This window comes from Palleronia abyssalis, from assembly GCF_900302445.1.
Taxonomy (GTDB): Bacteria; Pseudomonadota; Alphaproteobacteria; order Rhodobacterales; family Rhodobacteraceae; genus Palleronia; species Palleronia abyssalis.
Window position 1 is genome coordinate 612,082 of the sequence record NZ_ONZF01000001.1, and the last position, 19,776, is coordinate 631,857.

Sequence of the window (19,776 nt, forward strand, 5' to 3'; positions counted from 1 at the left end):
CGTCAGATCGCGCCGGGCATCAGGTGGAGCGCGGCGTGCTGGAGCAACATGATCGTCTTGGCATCGCGGATCCGGCCATCGTCGATCATCTCCAGCGCCTCGGTCAGGGGCAGCTCCAGCACCTCGATATCCTCGCCTTCGTCCTCGACACCGCCGCCTTGGTCGATGCGGTCGTCGGGGCTGTACCGGCCCACGAAGAAATGCAGACGCTCGGTCACCGAACCGGGGCTCATGAAGGCGTCCCACAGGGGCGTCAGCGTCGCAATGCGGTATCCCGTTTCTTCCTCCAGCTCGGCGCGCATGCGCTCGGCCGGGTCGGCCTCGTCAAGCAGACCCGCCGGCGCCTCGATCAGCAAATCGTCATGGCCGTTCTCGAACGCGGGCCAGCGGAACTGGCGGATCAGGATGACCGTGCGCCGGGCGGGATCGTATAGCAGACAGACGCAGCCATTGCCGCGGTCATAGCTCTCGCGCGTCTGCTCCTGCCATGTTCCGTCCGACATCCGGTAGTCGAACCGCGCCTTGCGCAGCGTGTACCAGTTGTCCGACAGGACGGTCAGTTCGTGCAGGCGCACGCGGTCCGAAATGCTCATGTCTGCCCGTTCCCCTTCCCGCTACATCGCGAGCCTTGCGTTATAAAAACGTCCGGATGGCCCGATTTTTTTGACGCCTGATCGGAACCGTCCACAGTTTATTAATATTGTCCAACTAGCCTGAACGGGTTCGGCGGCCATCCTGGTCGCGCCGTCGGGCATCCTCCCTGACGACTGGCCGCGCCTTCCCGGCGCGGCATTTTTTACCCGTCACCCCCACGGATATTCCCTGTTGACGGACCCGGGATAACTTCATAGCGTCCGTCTCAATCAATAAGGCCGGCCAGTCCGCCAGGGAGAAATATACGTCGGAAAGGTCCCGTTCGCGGGGCCTTTTCGCGTTCAGGGCGGACCGGAAATCGGACCTGACAGCGGCAAGGCGACCTGTTAAACGCCACGCCGAGACCACGTTCATCACTGGAAGCGACATGACCGACTACTTCAAAACGCTCTCGCTCGCCGCCCTCCTCGCCTTTGCCGGCCCCGCCCTTGCGCAGGAGGCCGATACGCCAACCGAGGACGCCCCCGCCCAGGCCACCGACGGGCTGAACATGGGCGAACCCGCCGGATCGCGGCAGGACGCCGAAGGCCCCGGATCGACCTATATCGAAGCCGAGTTCGGCGATTGGCAGCAACGCTGCGTGCGTGCGCCCGACGGCAACGACCCCTGCCAGCTGTACCAGCTTCTTCGCGACGGCGATGGCAATGCCGTGGCCGAGATGAGCATCTTCCCCCTGCCCCCCGGACGCGAGGCGGCAGCGGGTTCGACCATCATCACCCCCCTGGAGACGCTGCTGACGCGGTCGATCACGCTGTCGGTGGATGGCAGCCAGCCCAAGCGCTATCCGTTCGAATTCTGCACCCAACAAGGTTGCATCAGCCGCGTGGGCTTCACCGCGGCCGAGGTGGAGCAGTTCAAGCGCGGTGCCGCGGGGCGCATGGTGATCGTACCGGCCGCAGCCCCCGATCAGACGATCTCGCTGACGATCAGCCTGTCGGGCTTCACCGCCGGGTTCGAGGCTGTGACCGAGGCGAATGCGAACGCCGGCCAAGCTGCCCCCGAGTGATCGCAGTACGGTCGTAACTGAAACCGCCGCCCCACCCCGGGGCGGCGGTTTTCGTTTGCGACCCTCACTTACGCGTTGGTCAACGCCAGAACCGCGTTCAGCCCCCCGAAGGCGAAGGCGTTCGACATGGCAACCTCGATCTGTGCCTCGCGCGCTTCGTTCGGCACGACGTCGAGGGCACATTCGGGGTCCGGCTCTTCGTAGCCGATGGTGGGGGCGATGATCCCATCGCGCAGCGCCATGATGCAGGCCAGAAGCTCGACCGCGCCGGTGCCGCCGATCAGGTGACCGTGCATCGACTTGGTGGAGGACATCATCAGATCGTTCGCGTGGTGGCCGAAGACGTCCGCCACCGCCGCGCATTCGGTCTTGTCGTTGGCCGCCGTGCCGGTGCCGTGGGCGTTGATGTACCCCACCCGCTCGGTCGCGATGCCGCCGTCCTTCAAAGCACCTGCTATGGCGCGCGCCGCCCCCTTCTTCGAGGGCATGACGATGTCGGCCGCGTCCGAAGACATGGCGAATCCGGCAACCTCGGCCAGGATCTCGGCGCCGCGGGCTTTCGCGCGCTCGTATTCCTCGAACACGAACATGCCTGCGCCTTCGCCCTGGACCATGCCGTTCCGCGTGGCCGAGAACGGGCGGCAGGCGTCGCGGGACATGACGCGCAAGCCCTCCCACGCCTTCACGCCGCCGAAGCACAGCATCGACTCGGACCCGCCGGTGACCATCACATCGGCCAGGCCCGACCGGATCATTGAAAATGCCTGCCCCATCGCATGGTTCGAGGACGCGCAGGCCGTCGCGACCGTGAAGCTGGGGCCCTGAAGGTTGTACTGCATCGACACGTGGCTTGCCGCAGCGTTGTTCATCAGCTTGGGCACGACGAAAGGATGGACGCGGTTCTTCCCCTCTTCATAGACGGCGCGGTAATTTTCGTCCTGCGTGGACAGACCGCCGCCGGACGTGCCCATCACGACCCCGGCCCGCTGCGCCAGTTCCCCCTGGAACGAGATGCCGGACTGTGCGATCGCCTCTTCCGCTGCGATCAGGGCGAATTGCGTGAACCGGTCATACAGGGCGATCTGCTGGCGGTTGAAGCGGTCGGTCTCGGCGTAGTCCTTGATCTGCGCGCCGATCTGCACCGTCAGGCGATCCACGTCGCGGATGTCCAGCGGACCGATGCCGCAACGCCCCTCGCGCATCGCCTTCAGCGTCTCGGGCACGGACTGCCCCAGCGCGTTGATCGTGCCCGCGCCGGTGATGACGACGCGCCTCACGTTTTCTGGGCGGCCACGAGGCCCTCGACCGCGCCGACGATCGCCGCAACCGACGAGATGTCGAACTCGCTCGCCTGCGGCTCGTTCGCGTTGAATGGCACCTGGATGTCGAACTCTTCCTCGATGGCGAAAATGGATTCCACCAGGCCCAGTGAATCGATGCCCAGATCGTCCAGCGTCTGCGTCATCTCGATATCCGAGGGTTCCAGCATCGCCTGTTCGGCCATGATCCGGATCACCTTGTCCCTGACGTCGTCAGCCATTTGCCGCCCCCTTGTCGTTCGTCGCGGGATTTAGTCATCCGCACCGGATTTTGGAACCGGTTTCTGTCGGGACGCAAGATCGCGCAGGACTCGCGGCAAGCGACGCAAGGCCTTGTACATGTCTACATGTTGATCCATGCGCACGGCCGGATAACCCATCATCACACGCCCCGCAGGAACGTTGGACAGAACCTTCGTTCCGCCGCCGAAAATCACGTCCGAGCCAATGCTCAGATTGTCGGCGATCCCGGTCGCCCCGCCGCAAACCACGCGGTCGCCCAGAACGGTCGATCCGGCGATCCCGGTCAGTGCCGCGGCCAGACAATCGTCGCCCATCACCACGTTGTGGGCGATATGGCATAAGTTGTCGATCTTGCAGCCGTTGCCGATGCGCGTGGCACGGATGGTGCCGCGGTCCACGGCCGAGTTGGCACCGATCTCGACATCGTTGCCGATGATGACCGTGCCCAACGAGTGGATGCGGGTCCACGATTGACGCACGATCTCGCCTTGGTCGCCCAGGCTGGATCGGGCCTTCTCGACCCCCGAGGTTTCGGGGGTGACGAAGGACAGGCCGTCAGCGCCGATCACGGCCGAGGGTTGCAGGATCACGCGGTCGCCGATGACCACGCGGGCCCCCACGCGCACCCCGTTGTAGAGAAGTGCGTCATCGCCGATCCGCGCCTCTTCCGCGACCGAAGCATGGCTGGCGATCCGGGCGTTGTCGCCGATCCGGGCGTCCCGGCCGATGACCACGAAGGGGCCGATGGCGGGGTTTGCGCCAATCGTCGCGGTGGGATCGACGACGGCCGTCGGATGGATGCCCGACGCGATTTCCGGCCCCGGATCAAGACGTTGCGTCAGGTGCGCCATGGCCAGGCGCGGGCGCTGGACGAACAACGCGGCCTGAAGCCCCAGGGCGCGCCAATCGGCCCCCTCCCACAGGATGGCGGCCCGAGCGCGGCCCTCGGGCAGACGTTCTGCATAAGCGGGCTGCATCGCGAGGGCCAGGTCTTCTGGGCCGGCGTCGGCAGGCTCGGCCGCGCTGGTGATCGTCAGGCTACCGTCGCCCTCCAACCGGGCCGAGAGGGCCGTCGCGATGTCATCGAGCCTTTGGGACATGTCGCCTCCGCCATTCTTGCGGAGGCGACCCTATCGTCAGCCGTCGGAAAGGGCCAGCCGCGTGTTCTCGGTCTCGAGCGGAACGCCTTCCGCCTGCAACGCGGACAGGATACGCGCGTCGCGGCCGTAGATGTCGTCGCGGTATTCCATCCCCCCGCCCGGCTTGGAGATCGCGGTGCGATAAACCAGGTGCACAGGAAGCGGCTGGTCGAGGTTCACGCGGGTGTTGTTGCCCGAGTTGAGGTGGCGATTGAACAGCCCCTCGGGATCGTCGGTTTGCATCGACAGAAGCGCATAGCCGAACTCGTAAGGATCATCGAGGCGGATACAGCCGTGGCTGAATGCGCGGACGTTCTGCTGAAACAGGCTCTGGGCCGGGGTGTCGTGCAGGTAGATATTGTACTTGTTCGGGAACATGAACTTGACCCGGCCGAGTGCATTCTGCGGTCCCGGCTTCTGGCGCATGGAATAGGGGAAACTGCGCGCGGAGAATTGCGAGAACCCCCTGCCCCGATTCACGATCTGGCCACGCGAATTGATGATGTCTAGTTGTCCATGCGCGTACGGATTGCGCCGCAGGTTGGGCAGGTACTCCCCCACGATGATCGATCGCGGGACGTACCAGTACGGGTTGATGACCATATGGTCCATCTCGTCCGAGAATTCGGGCGTCTCGCGGTCCGACACGTTCTTGCCGATCACCGACTTGGTCTCGAAGAAGACTTCTCCGTCGACGATGATCTGGGCGTGGAAATCGGTCAGGTTGACCCAGATGTGCCGATCACCGCGGTCGACATTCATCCACCGCTCGCGCTCCATCGCGACCAGGACCGATCCCAACCGTTCGGACGGGCTGGTGTTCAGTTCTTCCCGCGTCTTGCCGCCGACGATACCGTCGACTTGCAAGCCGTGATCGAGCTGGAATGCCTCAACCGCCCTGCGCATGGTGGCATCGAAGACCTGGGTGGCCGAGCGCCCGAGATAGCCCATGGCGATCAGCCGGTCACGCAGACGGATCACGTCCGCGCCACTGTCGCCCTGCTCGACCCGGCTGGCCTGTACGGGTTCGCCCCAGGTGCCGTTCTGTATGGCATCCACGAGGCGCAAACGCTCCCGCACGAGGCGCGTGTATTCGTGACTGTGCGGGGTCAAGCTATCCATGAATCCGTGCGGACGGGCGCGGGACAGTTCGCGCAGAAGCTCCAGACGCTTGTCCTCGGGGGACGCGCGCTTGATCGCGGGGACGACGCGATTGGGCTCCAGAACACCTGTCGAGATGTCGGAGGCGAAGCGCAGGAACAGCCTCGACAACTCGACATCGAGCTTGCCGCGATCCCGCACGGTCTTGGCGTCGGCCATCATCCGCCGAATACGGTCCGTGTCGTAGCGTCCTTCGGGCAGCGCGTGTAAAGACGCCTTACCGATCACGGCCAGCAAAGCTTCGCGGCGGGCCGTGTCGCCTGCATCGTTTCCAACCCACAGGGGTTCGAAATTTGACTCGCGATAGAATGCGGACAGCGCCTCATCCTCGGCGGCGGCGACTGCGATAGCCTGATTGAACGGCGTGACCTGAGCCGTCGCCTGTGTCGTGACAGCCAGTGCGCCAAGTGTGGCCGGCACTGCCAGTCGCCTGAGAATCGCGGCGATCATGATAATTCCCTCTTTATGTCCCCAAGACCAAGCCTATTGGACCAATTTGGTTTCACGCGACCCCGATTCTGTGAGCGTTTTCGCAATCATGACTCTGCTTGTTGCCAAAACACAACGAAATCAGGTATTTATAGATCACAGAGCCGTGATGCCATTGTTAAGCAAAAATTCGCCAATTTCGGGGAACTTTTCGGAAGGGACTGCCAAGGGGCCTTCCTAGGAGATGGATGGCATGGCATACGGAAAGAGCCTTGGGGAGCAGGGCAAACATCGCGGCGAACGCGAGACAGTAGCAGGTAAACCAAGAAAAACGGGACGTTATCTCATGTTGAACGGAATGACCCGAAGGGCGCTTCTCGGCGCCTTCGCAGCCACAACCGTGGTCGCCGCACCCACCTATTCCAATGCTTTTGGGCTTCTTCGTGGCGCAGGCGATATTCGCCGAATCAAAATGTATAACGGCCGGACCGGCGAATCGATGGATACGATCTACTGGATCGAAGGGCAGTATCTGAAAGACGCGCTGAACGAAGTGAATCACTTCATGCGCGACTGGCGGAACAATCAGGTCACCAACATCGATACGCGCACCGTCGACATCATGGCAGCCTCGCACAACCTTCTGGATACGACCGAGCCTTTCATGCTGATCTCGGGCTATCGCAGCCCCGAGACGAACGCGATGCTGCGGGCGCGCTCGTCCGGCGTCGCGAAGAACTCTCGTCACCTGAAGGGCGAAGCTGCCGATCTGCGCCTCAAGTCGCGTTCGGTGAACCAGATGTTTCGCGCGGCCTCGGCCTGTGCGGCTGGCGGTGTCGGACGTTACACGTCCTCGAACTTCGTTCATATGGATTGCGGACCCGTCCGGGCCTGGGGAAGCTGATCCCAGCAATTCCTTGAAGATGTGCATCGAAAAGGCCCGCTGTCCCGGCGGGCCTTTTCGTGTTCAGGGTGACGATCGTGCCAATATCCGTCGATAATCAAAGGTCGTGGAAGGCGCGGGCCTGTCGCTGGGTCCAGTTCACGGTGACGTGCAGCCCGTCATCGGCCTGCTCTTCCTCTTCGACCACGCCCTGCTCGTAAAGCCAGGCGCGCCGCTTGCCTGCGGCGAAGGGCAGGACCAGCGCCTTGCGGCTGCGTTTGTCGTCCAAAGCCTCCTCGACCGCGACCAGAAGGGCATCGACTCCCTCGCCCGTCAGGGCGGACATGGTCTGAACCTCGTCGCGACGGGCGGCCAGATTCGTCAACGCGAGGCGATCCTCCTCGGGCAGGCGGTCGGTCTTGTTCCAAACCTCGATCAGGGGAATTTCCTCGCGCACGCCCAGATCGTCCAGGATGCGCGTGACATCCTGGGCCTGTTCCTCGGCGCCGGGATGGCTGACGTCGCGGACGTGCAGGATCAGGTCGGCGGCCAGAACTTCTTCCAACGTCGCGCGGAAAGCGGCAACGAGCTGCGTCGGCAGATCCGAGATGAAGCCCACCGTGTCCGACAGGATCACCCGCTTGCCATGCGGCAGATCGATGGACCGCATCGTTGGATCGAGCGTGGCGAACAGCATATCCTCGGCCATGACTTCGGCCCCCGTCAGACGGTTGAACAGCGTGGACTTGCCCGCGTTCGTATAGCCGACCAGCGCGACGATCGGGAACGGCACCTTGGCCCGGGCGGCGCGGTGCAGTTCGCGGGTCTTGACCACCTTGTCGAGTTGTCGCTTCAGGCGGGTAAGTTGTTCGTCGATGGCGCGGCGGTCAGCCTCGATCTGCGTCTCGCCGGGACCGCCGACGAATCCAAGTCCACCCCGCTGGCGTTCCAGGTGGGTCCAGGCGCGCACAAGGCGCGTGCGCTGATAGCTGAGCGCGGCCATCTCGACCTGGAGCACACCTTCACGGGTGCGGGCGCGATCCGAGAAAATCTCGAGGATCAGGCCAGTCCGATCCAGGATCTTCACCCCCCAAGCCTTTTCCAGATTGCGCTGCTGAACCGGGCTGACGGGGCCGTCGATCAGCACGAGGCCGATCTCCTCGGCCTCGAAGACGGCCTTGAGCTCATCCATCTTGCCGGTGCCGAACAGATGACCGGGGTGGGCGCGCGGAAGGCGCACGATCTGCCCGCCCGCGACCTCCAGTCCGGGCAGGGCATGGCCCAGCGAGATGGCTTCTTCGAGCGCGGGCGCGGCATCGCGGCGGTCGCGGTCGGTCTGAATGTCGGGGTGCAGCACCCAAGCGCGTGTTGTCATGGGGTGGGAACGCACCGATGGTGCGGCATGGTTCCGACCGTCACTCTGACCCGTCGCCCTCATACAGCTGAATGGGCTGCGACGGCATGATGGTCGAGATCGCGCCCTTGAACACCAACTGCGATTGCCCGTCGCGACGCAGCAGGACGCAGAAATTGTCGAACCACGTGATGACGCCCTGCAATTTGACGCCGTTGATCAGGAAGATCGTAACCGGCACCTTGGTCTTGCGCACGTGATTGAGAAACGTTTCTTGTAAATTCTGTTTTTCGCCAGCCATCTATTCGCTGTCCCTGGTCCCGTCGTTTCTTATTGCCCGCCAGCCCGTGCCCGCGAGGGTCGGGCGTGAGTATGGGGGGCAGGACCCGGAACTTCCAGAGAAAATTCCCCGTACGTCACCCGCGCCAGAAATCGCTGTTGAACAACGCGATGATCGCAAGCGCTTCCAGCCGGCCGATCACCATGACCGCGCCCAGGATCAGGCGTGCGCCGGTCCCCAGCTCGGAATAGAGAATCGGGTCCTCTCCCCCGACCGCCGCGAGAGGTCCGGTGTTTGACAGCGCCGCGACGGCAAGGATCGTTGCGGCGGAGAAATCGAGCCCAGCAAGGGACAACGCCGCCATCGTCGCCGCGATGGTCAAGGCAAAGAGCATGAAGAAAATCCAGGCCACGAACGCCCCCTCGCGGCGCAAGCGGCGGCCCCGCATGCCCGATCCCCCGACCGAACTGGGATAGACCAGGCGCCCCATCTCGCGCGCGCCATGCTTGTAGAGGGCATAGATCCGCAACAGTTTCACACCCCCTGCCGTCGTCGCCACACCGCCCCCGATCAGCGACAGACCGACCAGCAAAAGACCCGGCGTCTGCAGGCCGGACCAGAAGCGCGAACTTTCGAAGGCCGCACTTTCCAGACCCATCGTGGTCAGGAACGACATCGTCGTGAACACCGAGCCCCAGAGCGCGGCCCCCGCCGCAGGCAGGTCGTTCTGCCCCTCGGTCTCGATCGAGCCGGCGAAATGGCGCACGAACAGGAAGGCCGGGACCAGCACAAGAAGGGTGATCGCCAGCCGCATCTCGGGGTCGCGCAGAAGGACGCCGCGTTCGCGGGTGATGAAGTCATTGCGGAAGGTCAGGCGCGAGACTGCGAAGAACAGGAAGCAGAAGATCAGAAGTTCGGACAGGACCGGCAGTCCGGTCCACGGGCCCGGTGTGATGCCGGAGGTCGACATGGTCGACATCGCCATGATCGCGCCCTCGGTGGCGCCAAGGCCCGTCACCACAAGCCCGATCCAGAGAACCAGCGTCAGCGTGGCATAGATCGGCGCGACCCGCCCCGCATAACGGCGCAGGCGCTCGCCCGGGCGGCCCGCGCGGCGTTCGCGCAAGGCGGTCCGCCCGGCGGCGGTGACGTCGGTGGCGATCACCTCGAACCCGCCTAGGTTCAGTGGCGCCAGGATCGCCAGCGCCGAGACCCAGAACAGCAGCCCGCCCATCCATCCCACCATGGCGCGCCAAAGGTGCAGCGTCGGCGGAAGCTGGTCCGCCCCGGGATAAAGTGTTGCACCGGTGGTGGTCAGGCACGAGATCATCTCGAACCACGAATTCAGGATTCGCGCATCCACCAGCGCCTCGCGGAAGGGGACGGCCAGCATCAGCGGCAGGATCAGAAGCGCACCCACAAGGCCCGTCAACTGACCCCGGATCGTGCCGTCGCGCCCTCGCACCCCCATCGCGACCGCGAGCAGGACGAAGATGATCAGGAAGAACAGCCCCGAATAGAAGAAGCTGCGCGCGGTGTGCAGATAGCGCAGCTGGTACGCATGGATCGCCGGCACGAACATCGCCGCCGCGCCGATCCCTTGCAGGATCAGCAGGAACGGCAGCCGTTGCAGCGTGCGGCGCATCAGAAGAAGTCGATCGCGACCTGGAACAACCGCTCGACTGCGGGGACGTCCGCAGCCAGCGCGAAGATGACGATGATGTCGCCCTCCTCGATCCGGGTCGTGCCGGTGGGACGCACGACCTTGTTCCCCTTCTGGACCGCGCCGACCAGCGCGCCTTCGGGAAAATCGATGTCGCGCACGATGGAGCCAGCGATGGGCGAGGTCGACAGGACCTGCGCCTCGATCACCTCGGCCTCGGCATCGCCGATGGAATAGACGCCGCGGACCCGGCCGTGCCGAATATGGCGTAGGATCGAGCTGACGGTGGTGGCCCGCGGATTGATGAAGGCGTCAATCCCCAAGGGGCGCATCAGGCCCTGAAGCGTGGGATCGTTGACCAGGCAGATCGCGTTCTCGCACCCCGCCTCCTTGGCGCGGACTGCTGCCAGAAGGTTCGTCTTGTCATCGTCCGTGACGCACAGGATCGAGTTTGCCTTCGAGATCGACGCCTCGTGCAGAAGCTCGCGGCTGAGGCCGTCGCCGTTCAGCACGATGGTCCGTTCCAGGGCGTCGGCGGCGTGTTCGGCGACGCGTCGGTCCCGTTCGATCATCTTGACCCGGACGCGCCATTCCGAGCTTTCCAGCTTTCGCGCCACCGACAGACCGACATTGCCGCCGCCCAGGATGACGACACGCTCCTGCCGCTTGGGGGCCTTGCCGAAGATATCCAACGCGCGGTTCGAATCCTCGCGGTGCGCGATGACATAGATGTCGTCCCCCGCGAACAGCTGGTCGCCCGGCTCGGGTGCGAAAAGCTGGCCCGACCGGCGCACGCCGACCACGATTGCGCGCAGGGTCGAGAACAAGTCCGTCAGCTGCTTCAACGGGGTGTTCAGCACCGGGCAATCGTCGTCCAGCGAGATACCCATCAGCTGAACCTGGCCTTCCAGGAACATCTGATTGTCGAAGGCCGAGGGGGCCGACAGGCGGCGCATGGCGGCCTCGGCCACCTCGCGCTCGGGGCTGATGACCACGTCGATGGGCAGGTGGTCGCGGCGGTAGAGGTCGGAATAGATCGCGTCGAGATAGCTTTGCGCGCGCAGCCGGGCGATCTTGCGCGGCACGGCGAAGACCGAATGGGCCACTTGGCAGGTGACCATGTTCACCTCGTCCGAATGGGTTGCGGCGACGATCATGTCCGCATCGCGCGCACCCGCCCGTTCGAGCACGTCGGGATAGCTGGCGTGACCGGCGATGCCCTGCACATCGAGGCTGTCGGTGGCCTGGCGCACGAGGTCGGGGTTATTGTCGACGATGGTGACGTCGTTCTGTTCCCCGGCAAGATGGCGGGCGATCTGCCAGCCGACCTGGCCTGCACCACAGATAATGATTTGCATGGGGTTCCTTCTCCGCCGCGCGGCCTTCGGGGTTGTGCCACGCGGCGGTGCCGCGTTCAAGCGGCCCGTCTTGGGGGGCGGCCTACCGCAAGAAGCGGCGCAGGGCGGGGTGGAACAGGTCGGGGCGTTCGCGCATGGGCCAGTGGCCTGTGGGCAGTTGCAGAAAGCGGCAATCGGCGATGCGTTCGCGCGCGGCTTTCACGTGGCGGGCGGGCACAAGCCGGTCATGGCGCCCGGCAATCAGGAAGGTGGGCGCCGTGATGCGGTTCAGATCCGGCCTAAGGTCGGATTTCAGGCTGGTGGCGTCCATCTCGTGACCCAGGAAGGCGTCGAAGCTGCGTCGCTGCGATTGTTGACGGGCGGTGATCCGCAGCTCGGCCACGGCCTTGCAGCTGACCCGCGACGGATCGCCGTAGCTGAGCGACAGGCCGAAGCGCGCCGCGCGGGGGCTCGCGGCGGCGACGCGGTAGGCCAGCGGGAGGATACCCGCCCGAACGGCCGCCCAGGCCAAGCGGTGATGGGGCGCCTGGGCCATCACGCCGTAGGGGCAGACCGGCACGATGCGCCGCACGCGGTCGGGCGCGTGGATCGCGACCCAAAGTGTCATGCCCCCACCCATGGACACGCCACCAAGGTCCACCCGGTCGAGCCCCAGCGCATCCAGAAACCGCGGCACCCACTGCGACAGGCCCGGCAGATCCTGCGCTCCGTCGATCGCTTCGCTGTCGCCATATCCCGGCAGGTCGGGCACGATCACGCGGTGGCGATCGCGCAAGGCGGCGACGGTCAGACGCCATGTCAGTTCCGCGTGGTCGAACCCCGCACCATGGAGCAGGACGAGGGGCGGGCCGTCGCGGGGGCCTTCATCGACGAAAGCCACCCGACGACCGTCGAGGTCGATCCGCCGATCGGTATAGGGCATCCTAGCCCGCGGGCTGTTCGTCCAGATGCGCGATCCGCGCGCCTTGCTTGGACGATGTGACGACCCCCAGAGACTTCAGCTTGCGGTGCAGGGCCGACCGCTCCATCCCGACGAAACTGGCCGTGCGGCTGATATTGCCGCCGAACCGGTTGATCTGGGTCAGCAGGTATTCCCGTTCGAACAGTTCGCGCGCCTCGCGCAGGGGCAGCGTGGCCAGCGATCCCGACAGGACCACCCTGCCCTGATCGTCCGCCGGCGCCGCATCGGGGCCCGGCAGTTCGGCGGCCGCAATCTCTCCCTTGCCGCCGGACAGGATCAGCACGCGCTCCATCATGTTCTTCAGCTGGCGGATATTGCCGGGCCAGATCGTGGTCTGCAGCAGCGTCGTGGCCTCTTCCGACAGGGTGCGCAGCGGCAGGCCCTGCTGGCGGTTGAACATCTGCAGGAAGAAGCTGGCCAGTTCGGGGATATCCTCGCGCCGGTCATCCAGCGAGGGCACATCGATGGGCACGACGGCCAGACGGTGGAACAGTTCCTGCCGGAAGATGCCGTCCGCGGCCAGTTGCGTCAGGTCACGGTTGGTCGAGGAGATCACGCGGATGTCGACGCGCACCTTCTCGGTCCCGCCGACTCGGGTGAAGGTCTGGTCCACCAGCACGCGCAGGATCTTCGACTGGGTGCCCAGCGGCATGTCGGCCACCTCGTCGAAGAACAGGACGCCGTTATCGGCCTGTTCCAGCAAGCCGGGCTCGATCCCGCGTTCGGGGGATTCGCGGCCGAACAGGACCTCTTCCATGCGCTCGGGTTCGATCGCGGCGGCGCCGACGGTGACGAAAGGATGCTCGGCCCGGCCGGAATTGGCATGGATATAGCGCGCCGCAAGTTCCTTGCCCGATCCCGCGGGGCCGGTCAGCATCACCCGGCCGTTCGACTTGGTGACCTTTTCCAGCGAAGATTTCAGCGTGCGGAACGCAGGCGAATTTCCGATCAGCTCGGGCGGCTCGACGTCGCGGCGGCGCAGTTCGACATTTTCGCGGCGCAGGCGAGAGGTTTCCATCGCGCGGCCGATCACGACCATCAGCTGGTCGATGTTGAAGGGCTTTTCGATATAGTCGTAGGCGCCCTGCTTGATGGCAGCGACCGCGATCTCGATATTGCCATGCCCCGAGATAATGATGACCGGCATCCCGGGATAGTCGCGCTTGGCGATCTTGAGGATGTCGATCCCGTCCATGTCGGAATCCTTCAGCCAGATATCCAGGATCATCAGGCTGGGGGGCTCTTTCTCGACCTCGGCCATGCATTCGCCCGAGTTCGCAGCCTTCCGGCAGGTATAGCCTTCGTCTTCCAGGATATCCGCAACCAGTTCACGGATATCGCGCTCGTCGTCCACGATCAGGATGTCGCCCATAATGCTTCCGCCTCCTTGTTATGCTGGGTGGGCTCGCCGCGCGTCTCTGCCGCGGGAAGCCTGATTTCCGCGCGGGCGCCGGTATGGGCGTCCGCGGCGAACGGGTCGGCATCCGTCAGGATCAGGGTGCCGCCGTGTTCCTCGATGATCTTCTTGACGATGGGCAAGCCAAGGCCCGTCCCTTCGTCGCGGGTGGTCACGTAAGGTTCGAACAGCCGCGCGCGATCCTCGGGCAGACCGATGCCGTTATCCTCGATGGTGATGAGGATGCCGGTCGGATCGGGCCGCATGGTCACACGCACCTCGGGTGTGTACCCCTCGGGGGCACCCTTGCGGATCAGGCTTTCCGTGGCCTCGCCCGCATTCTTGATCAGGTTGGTCAGCGCCTGGCCGATCATGGTCTCGTCGATCTCGGCCGTGACGGGGTGGTCGGGCAGGTCCGCAGTGATCGTCACCCCCTCCTGCCCCGCCTGTTGCAGCAGCACGGCGGATTCGACGATCTTCGTCAGATCCTGGGTCTGGCGCTCGGGCTCGGGCATACGGGCGAACTGGCTGAATTCGTTGACGATGCGGCGCAGACCTTCCGCCTGGCGCACGATCACCTCGGTCATCTGTTCCAGCTTCTCGGGGTCGCTGACCTCGGGGCCGAACTTTCGCTTGATGCGCCCCGCCGACAGTTGGATCGGCGTCAGGGGGTTCTTGATCTCGTGCGCGATGCGGCGGGCGACGTCGCCCCAGGCGGCCATGCGCTGGGCCGCGACAAGATCGCTGACATCGTCGAAGGCGACGACGAAGCCTTCAAGTGTTCCGTCCTCGGCCCGGCGGGTCGCCATGCGGACCAGCAGCGATTCCAGGACCCCGCCGCGAGAGACGCGCAGTTCGGCCTGCACGGTCTCGCCCCGCGCTTCGACCAGCCGGTCGAACAGGGGGCCGAACTCGGGCACGGCGACCGAGATATGCGCGTCCTGCCCCTGCCCTTCCGCAAGGCTCAGCAGACGTTCGGCCGAGCGATTGACGAAGCTGACCCGCCCGTCGGGATCGAGGCCCACGACACCCGCCGTGACCGAGGACAGGACAGAATCGAACAGCCGCCGCCGCCGGTCGATCTGGGCGTTGGTGTCCAGCAGCGTCTCGCGCTGGGCCTTCAACTGCCGGGTCATCTGGTTGAACATGCGCCCCAGCATCGAGATCTCGTCGTCGCTGTCTTCCTCTCGGACCTGGACGTCCAGATCGCCCGCGCCCACGCGTTGGGCGCCCTCGGCCAGACGGCCCACGGGTCGCGCAAGACGTTCTGCGAACCACAGCCCCAGCCAGATCGCGGCAAGGATCAGGATCACGGCAAAGCCGAGGTAAAGCAGGCCGAACTCGAACAGTAGCCGCCCGCGATCGGCCTCGAGCTGGGTATAGAGGCGCACGCTGTCCTGGGTGTCGTCCAGAAGAGCCAGAAGCTCACCATCGACATCTCGGCTGACATAAAGGAACCGGTCGGCCATCCCGTCGAGGGCGACGAGGGCGCGGAACTCGTTGATGTTCCAGTCTTCGATCACCACGGTTTCGCCACCCGCAGCACGGTCGATGGCCTGGGCGGCGGGCTGTTCGTAATCAAAGAGATACGATCCCTCGCCCCGGGCCCGGATCTCTCCGGCTGAATCGATGACGTAGGCTTCGCGCAACCCGCGCTGGATTTGCGACTGCCCTTGCCCCAGAAGCTGCCGGATCTCGCCATCTGAAAGCTGAAACCCGCCGTTCTGCGCGGCGGCGAGATAGCGCGCCAGTGCCTCGGCATCGGTGGACAGGCTCTGACGCTGTTCCTCCTCGTAGGCCTCGGCCGCGGCGAGCGAGGCACCGACCACTTCGCGCACTCGATCCGAGAACCACCCTTCGAGGCCGAAATTCACGGTTAGCGTGGCGAAGATCGCGACGGTGACGGTGGGCACCATGGCGATCAGCGCGAAGACGCCGGTCAGGCGCAGGTGCAACCGCGAGCCCGCCGATTGCGCCCTCCGCGCGGCGATCATGCGGGCCAGTTCCATCAGCACCAGCGTCGCCAGCGCGATGACGTAGATGAGGTCGGCAAGCAGGATCAGCCGCAGCGACAGCGCGCCGCTGTCCGTCTCCAGCGGGCCGAGCACAAGATAGGTGGCGAATGCCAGGACGGGACCAAGCGCGACCAGACCGATGGTCGTCACGCTTTTGACCCGGCGCAACCGGCGCAGACGCGCCAGCCGATCCCAGCTGAGCATCCTGGACGGATGCGCCATGGGCGACCCCCGAAAACAATGGCGCGTTTGCCGCGCCGCTACCGCTCTGCGTGGCATTATTGCGGGGTCTTCATGCCCCTGCGCCACGCTTATGTTGCAGCTTTACATCAATTTGCGGCGGCGTGTCACGTGAATATCGAGGTCCGTGATCTTCTTTCTGAGGGTATTGCGGTTGATGCCCAGAAGATCCGCACATTTCGCCTGATTCCCGGCGGTGGCATCCAGCGCGATCTCGATCAGGGGGGCTTCGACCTCGCGCAGGATGCGCTGATAGAGGCCGGGGGGCGGCAGAACATTGCCGTGCAGGTCGAAATAGCGGCGCAGGTGGCGGGCCACGGCCCCTTGTAGCCGGTCGCTGTCGCCGCCCTTCAATGGCTCCATCGCGGGCTGGTTGCCCAGCACGGCCTCGGCCTCGTCACGGGTGATCTGCCCTTCGCTGCCGGTCAGCATCAGGCGACGCACGGTGTTGCCAAGCTGGCGGACATTGCCGGGCCAGGAATAGCGGCGGAACAGCGTCATCGCGTCGTCCGAGAAGACGCGGCGGGCCAGCCCCTCGCGCTCGGCCCTTGCCAGGAAGTGTTCGGCCAGCAGGGGGATATCCTCGACCCGTTCGCGGAGCGACGGCACAGCAAGGGTGACGCCGGACAGGCGATAGAAAAGGTCTTGGCGGAACTCGCCTTCGTCCATCTTGCGTGCCAGATCCGCCTGGCTGGTGGCCATCACGCGCGGGGCGTCGTCGCCCAACGTATCCAGCATCCGCGTGATGCGGACCTGCGTGTCGGCATCCAGATCACCCACCTCGTCGAACAGAACCGTGCCGCCGCGGGCCTTTCCCAGGATCGCCGACGGCCCGTCGATCGTGGTGAAGTCGCTGGCCGAGGCGACAACGAAGGGCATCGTGCGCCGGTCCGAGAAATCGTGCACCGCGCGGGCCGTCAGCGACTTGCCGGTGCCCGACTCGCCCGTGACGAGGATCGGCAGATCGGTGTTCATGACCCGTGCGACCAGCCGGTACAGTTCCTGCATCGCGGGCGTGCGGCCCACCAGAGGCAAATCGCCCCCTGCGGCAGGCGATGTCGCGGGTTTAGCCTGGCCCGAATCGCGGGGCTTGCGCGGTGCGTCCAGGGCGCGCGCGGCGCGTTTCATCAGATCAGGCAGATCGAAGGGCTTGGGAAGATAGTCGAACGCTTCCTTCTCGGCCGCCTGGATCGCCGTCATGATCGTGTTCTGGGCCGAGATCACGATGACCGGCAGGCCGGGCCGCTTGGTGCCGATTTCGGGCAGCGCTTCCAGCCCGTTGCCGTCGGGCATGACGACGTCCGAGATGACCAGATCACCCTTCCCTTCGTCGACCCAGCGCATCAGCGTCACCATCGAGGATGTGGCGTGCACCTTGCACCCGGCGCGGGTCAGCGCCTGGGTCAGAACGGTGCGGATCGTGCGGTCGTCGTCGGCGACGAGAACGGTGCCGTCCATGGGTTACTCCGGGTCTGGGGGGGCAATGGGAAGGGAAATGCGGAACGCGGTACGTCCGGGGCGGCTTTCGACGGCGACGAGGCCGTCATGCTCGCTGACGATCTTGGAGACGAGGGCAAGGCCCAGGCCTGTGCCGTTCTCCTTTCCCGATACGAAAGGATCGAAGACCACATCCACCAGATCGGGCGGCAGGCCGGGGCCGTCATCGACCACCTCGACCTGAAGCGGGACGGCGGCGCCGGTGCCGTCGCTGCGCCGCACGCGCAGGCCATGGTCATAGAACGTGCGCACCGTGATCGTGCCGCCCTGTGGTCCGGCCGCTTCGGCCGCGTTCTTCATCAGGTTCAGGAAGACCTGCTGGATCTGGTCGGCATCGACGAACGCAGCAGGAAGGGAGGGGTCGTAATCCTCGCGCAGGCGCATATGCGCGGCAAACCCCAGCGCGGCGCTCTTGCGGGTGCGATCCAGAAGATCGTGCAGGTTCGCAGCCCGGCGTGCCGGGGGGCGCAGGTTTCCGAACTGCTCGACCTGATCCAAAAGCGCCACGATGCGCCGCGTCTCGGCCACGATCAGGTCCGTCAGTTCCAGATCGCCGTCGGTCAGGCTCATGGACAGAAGTTGCGCCGCGCCGGTGATGCCGGCCAGGGGGTTCTTGATCTCGTGCGCCAGCATTTCGGCCATGCCGATGGCCGACCGCGCCGAGGACCGCGCCGCACCGGCCTTCTGCAGCCGCCCCGCGATCTGGCGCGGTGTGATCAGAAGAAGGACGAGGTCGTCCTCGCCCATGACAGGGGCGATCTGGATATCGCACAGCTCGGGCGGGCGCGCGCCCACCGAGACGTCGACCGTGTTGATGAACAGCGGTGCACGGGCGCGGCGCACCCGATCGAATACCTCGTCGAGCGCGGCGTCGATATGCAGGCGGTCGAAGACCGGGCAGCCAGCCAGCGCCTTCGAAGACGCGGTGAAGAACGTCTCGGCCGCGGGGTTGGCGAAGGAAATTCGATCCTCGGTCGTCACCAGCAGCGCGGGCATCGGCAGCGCGGCCCAGAGGTCGTCCGACAGGCTCATGCCGCCGCCTTGCCCTGAAGTGCGTCGGGCAGAAGGCGGGCGACCGCCTCGGGGCCATCGGCCGTCAACACGGCGCGGCGCAGGGGGGTATCGGGCGCGGCCGCATCAAGATACCAGCCCAGATGCTTACGCACGACCTTCGTGCCGAGGGCGCGCCCGTAGAAGGCGCAGGACGCCTCGACATGGGCGGCGATCAGGTCGACCAGCTCGGACAAAGCCGGGATGACGGGACGGGGGCGCCCGTGCAGCTCGGCCGCGATCTGCGCCAGAAGCCAGGGACGTCCCTGGATGCCGCGCCCAATCATCACACCGTCGGCGTGCGACTGCGCAAGTGCTGCGCGCGCATCGGCGGCAGAGCGGACGTCGCCGTTGGCGATGACCGGGATCCTGACCGCCTGTTTCACCGCCCGGATCGCGGACCAGTCGGCCCGACCCTTGTAGAACTGGCAGCGGGTGCGGCCGTGCACGGTGATCATGCGCACGCCGGCGGATTCGGCGCGGCGCGCGATATCCGGGGCATTGATCAGGTTGTCATCCCAACCCAGCCGCATCTTCAGCGTCACGGGCACGTCGACGGCGTTCACGACGGCCTCAACCAGGGAAATCGCGTGGTCCGGCTCGCGCATCAGAGCGGAACCGGATAGTCCGTTCACGACCTTCTTCGCCGGACAGCCCATGTTAATGTCGATGATCCGCGCCCCGGCGCCCGCGACGCGGCGCGCAGCCTCGGCCATCCAGTCCGCGTCGCGCCCGGCGATCTGGACGGCACTGCGCGTGCGATCCAACCCGAGCTCGGCCCGTTCGCGCACGCCGGGCTTGCCTTGCACCATCTCCTGGCTGGCCACCATCTCGGACACGACGAGGCCCGCGCCGAAACCTACAACCAGATCGCGAAACGGCAGGTCGGTGATTCCCGCCATCGGTGCCAGAAAGACCGGAGGATCGAGGTCGAGAGAGGTGAAAGGTCCGGCCACTGACTGTACTGCGCCTAATCGTTGTGCGTTTGCCCATTCGCTTATCGACGCAGGGTCCGGATGGCAATTTGCCGAGCACGGGAAAAGCGGTCAAAAACAGGAAACGCCCAAAAGTCGGGCATCGAAGGGCCTGTGCTTTTGAAAAACGCTGCTAGCTCCGTCGCATCATGAA

Annotated in this window: 17 protein-coding genes; 2 read left to right on the plus strand and 15 right to left on the minus strand. The window is 65.2% G+C overall.

Going from position 1 to position 19,776, the window contains the following annotated elements; genetic code table 11:
• Positions 1 to 2: 2 nt before the first annotated feature.
• The gene (locus PAA8504_RS03075) at positions 3 to 593 is read right to left on the minus strand and encodes an NUDIX domain-containing protein (RefSeq protein WP_108892658.1); all 591 of its coding nucleotides are present in this window, start codon (positions 591 to 593) and stop codon (positions 3 to 5) included.
• Positions 594 to 1,021: 428 nt separating this feature from the next.
• On the opposite strand from PAA8504_RS03075, the gene PAA8504_RS03080 reads away from it, so the two are divergent.
• Positions 1,022 to 1,660: an invasion associated locus B family protein gene (locus PAA8504_RS03080; protein ID WP_108892659.1), complete on the plus strand. Its 639-nt coding sequence runs from the start codon at positions 1,022 to 1,024 to the stop codon at positions 1,658 to 1,660.
• Positions 1,661 to 1,728: 68 nt separating this feature from the next.
• Here PAA8504_RS03080 and PAA8504_RS03085 read toward each other — a convergent pair whose 3' ends face one another.
• The 4 genes from PAA8504_RS03085 to PAA8504_RS03100 are packed head-to-tail and all read right to left on the minus strand — an operon-like array spanning position 1,729 to position 5,972.
• Positions 1,729 to 2,937 carry a beta-ketoacyl-[acyl-carrier-protein] synthase family protein gene (locus tag PAA8504_RS03085; RefSeq protein ID WP_108892660.1) on the minus strand — a complete coding sequence of 403 codons (1,209 nt, stop codon included), beginning with the start codon at positions 2,935 to 2,937 and terminating at the stop codon, positions 1,729 to 1,731.
• A complete protein-coding gene (locus tag PAA8504_RS03090) occupies positions 2,934 to 3,200 on the minus strand; it encodes an acyl carrier protein (protein WP_108892661.1) in 267 nt (88 codons plus the stop codon). Before PAA8504_RS03090 ends, PAA8504_RS03085 begins: the two co-directional genes overlap by 4 nt.
• A 30-nt stretch (positions 3,201 to 3,230) precedes the next feature.
• Positions 3,231 to 4,322, minus strand: a complete 1,092-nt coding sequence (gene lpxD / locus PAA8504_RS03095) for a UDP-3-O-(3-hydroxymyristoyl)glucosamine N-acyltransferase (RefSeq protein WP_108892662.1) — start codon at positions 4,320 to 4,322, stop codon at positions 3,231 to 3,233.
• Positions 4,323 to 4,358: 36 nt separating this feature from the next.
• Positions 4,359 to 5,972: a L,D-transpeptidase family protein gene (locus PAA8504_RS03100; RefSeq protein WP_108892663.1), complete on the minus strand. Its 1,614-nt coding sequence runs from the start codon at positions 5,970 to 5,972 to the stop codon at positions 4,359 to 4,361.
• 337 nt (positions 5,973 to 6,309) lie between these two features.
• Between PAA8504_RS03100 and mepK the strand changes: the two genes are divergently transcribed.
• Complete coding sequence (gene mepK, locus PAA8504_RS03105; protein ID WP_370739672.1) at positions 6,310 to 6,855, plus strand: peptidoglycan L,D-endopeptidase MepK; 546 nt, start codon at positions 6,310 to 6,312, stop codon at positions 6,853 to 6,855.
• Between the two features lie 97 nt (positions 6,856 to 6,952).
• On the opposite strand, the gene hflX is transcribed toward mepK, so the two are convergent.
• From hflX to dusB, 10 genes are all read right to left on the minus strand, one after another.
• Positions 6,953 to 8,209, minus strand: a complete 1,257-nt coding sequence (gene hflX, locus PAA8504_RS03110) for a GTPase HflX (protein ID WP_108892665.1) — start codon at positions 8,207 to 8,209, stop codon at positions 6,953 to 6,955.
• Between the two features lie 40 nt (positions 8,210 to 8,249).
• Positions 8,250 to 8,489 carry an RNA chaperone Hfq gene (gene hfq, locus PAA8504_RS03115; protein WP_108892666.1) on the minus strand — a complete coding sequence of 80 codons (240 nt, stop codon included), beginning with the start codon at positions 8,487 to 8,489 and terminating at the stop codon, positions 8,250 to 8,252.
• Between the two features lie 115 nt (positions 8,490 to 8,604).
• Entirely contained in the window at positions 8,605 to 10,113 is a 1,509-nt protein-coding gene (locus PAA8504_RS03120; RefSeq protein WP_108892667.1) for a TrkH family potassium uptake protein, read from the minus strand.
• The gene (gene trkA, locus PAA8504_RS03125) at positions 10,113 to 11,489 is read right to left on the minus strand and encodes a Trk system potassium transporter TrkA (RefSeq protein WP_108892668.1); all 1,377 of its coding nucleotides are present in this window, start codon (positions 11,487 to 11,489) and stop codon (positions 10,113 to 10,115) included. Before trkA ends, PAA8504_RS03120 begins: the two co-directional genes overlap by 1 nt.
• 82 nt (positions 11,490 to 11,571) lie before the next feature.
• Positions 11,572 to 12,411 (minus strand): alpha/beta fold hydrolase, encoded by an 840-nt coding sequence (locus PAA8504_RS03130; protein WP_108892669.1) that lies wholly within the window; start codon positions 12,409 to 12,411, stop codon positions 11,572 to 11,574.
• 1 nt (position 12,412) lies between these two features.
• Positions 12,413 to 13,822 (minus strand): nitrogen assimilation response regulator NtrX, encoded by a 1,410-nt coding sequence (gene ntrX / locus PAA8504_RS03135; protein ID WP_108892670.1) that lies wholly within the window; start codon positions 13,820 to 13,822, stop codon positions 12,413 to 12,415.
• A complete protein-coding gene (locus PAA8504_RS03140; RefSeq protein WP_108892671.1) occupies positions 13,807 to 16,083 on the minus strand; it encodes a sensor histidine kinase NtrY-like in 2,277 nt (758 codons plus the stop codon). Before PAA8504_RS03140 ends, ntrX begins: the two co-directional genes overlap by 16 nt.
• A gap of 102 nt (positions 16,084 to 16,185) precedes the next feature.
• On the minus strand, positions 16,186 to 17,559 hold the full coding sequence (locus PAA8504_RS03145) for a response regulator (RefSeq protein ID WP_108892672.1): 1,374 nt from the start codon (positions 17,557 to 17,559) through the stop codon (positions 16,186 to 16,188).
• A 3-nt stretch (positions 17,560 to 17,562) separates the two neighbouring features.
• Positions 17,563 to 18,630, minus strand: a complete 1,068-nt coding sequence (locus PAA8504_RS03150; protein WP_108892673.1) for a two-component system sensor histidine kinase NtrB — start codon at positions 18,628 to 18,630, stop codon at positions 17,563 to 17,565.
• Positions 18,627 to 19,550, minus strand: coding sequence for a tRNA dihydrouridine synthase DusB (gene dusB, locus PAA8504_RS03155; protein ID WP_108892822.1), 924 nt, complete (start codon positions 19,548 to 19,550; stop codon positions 18,627 to 18,629). Before dusB ends, PAA8504_RS03150 begins: the two co-directional genes overlap by 4 nt.
• Between the last annotated feature and the right edge of the window lie 226 nt (positions 19,551 to 19,776).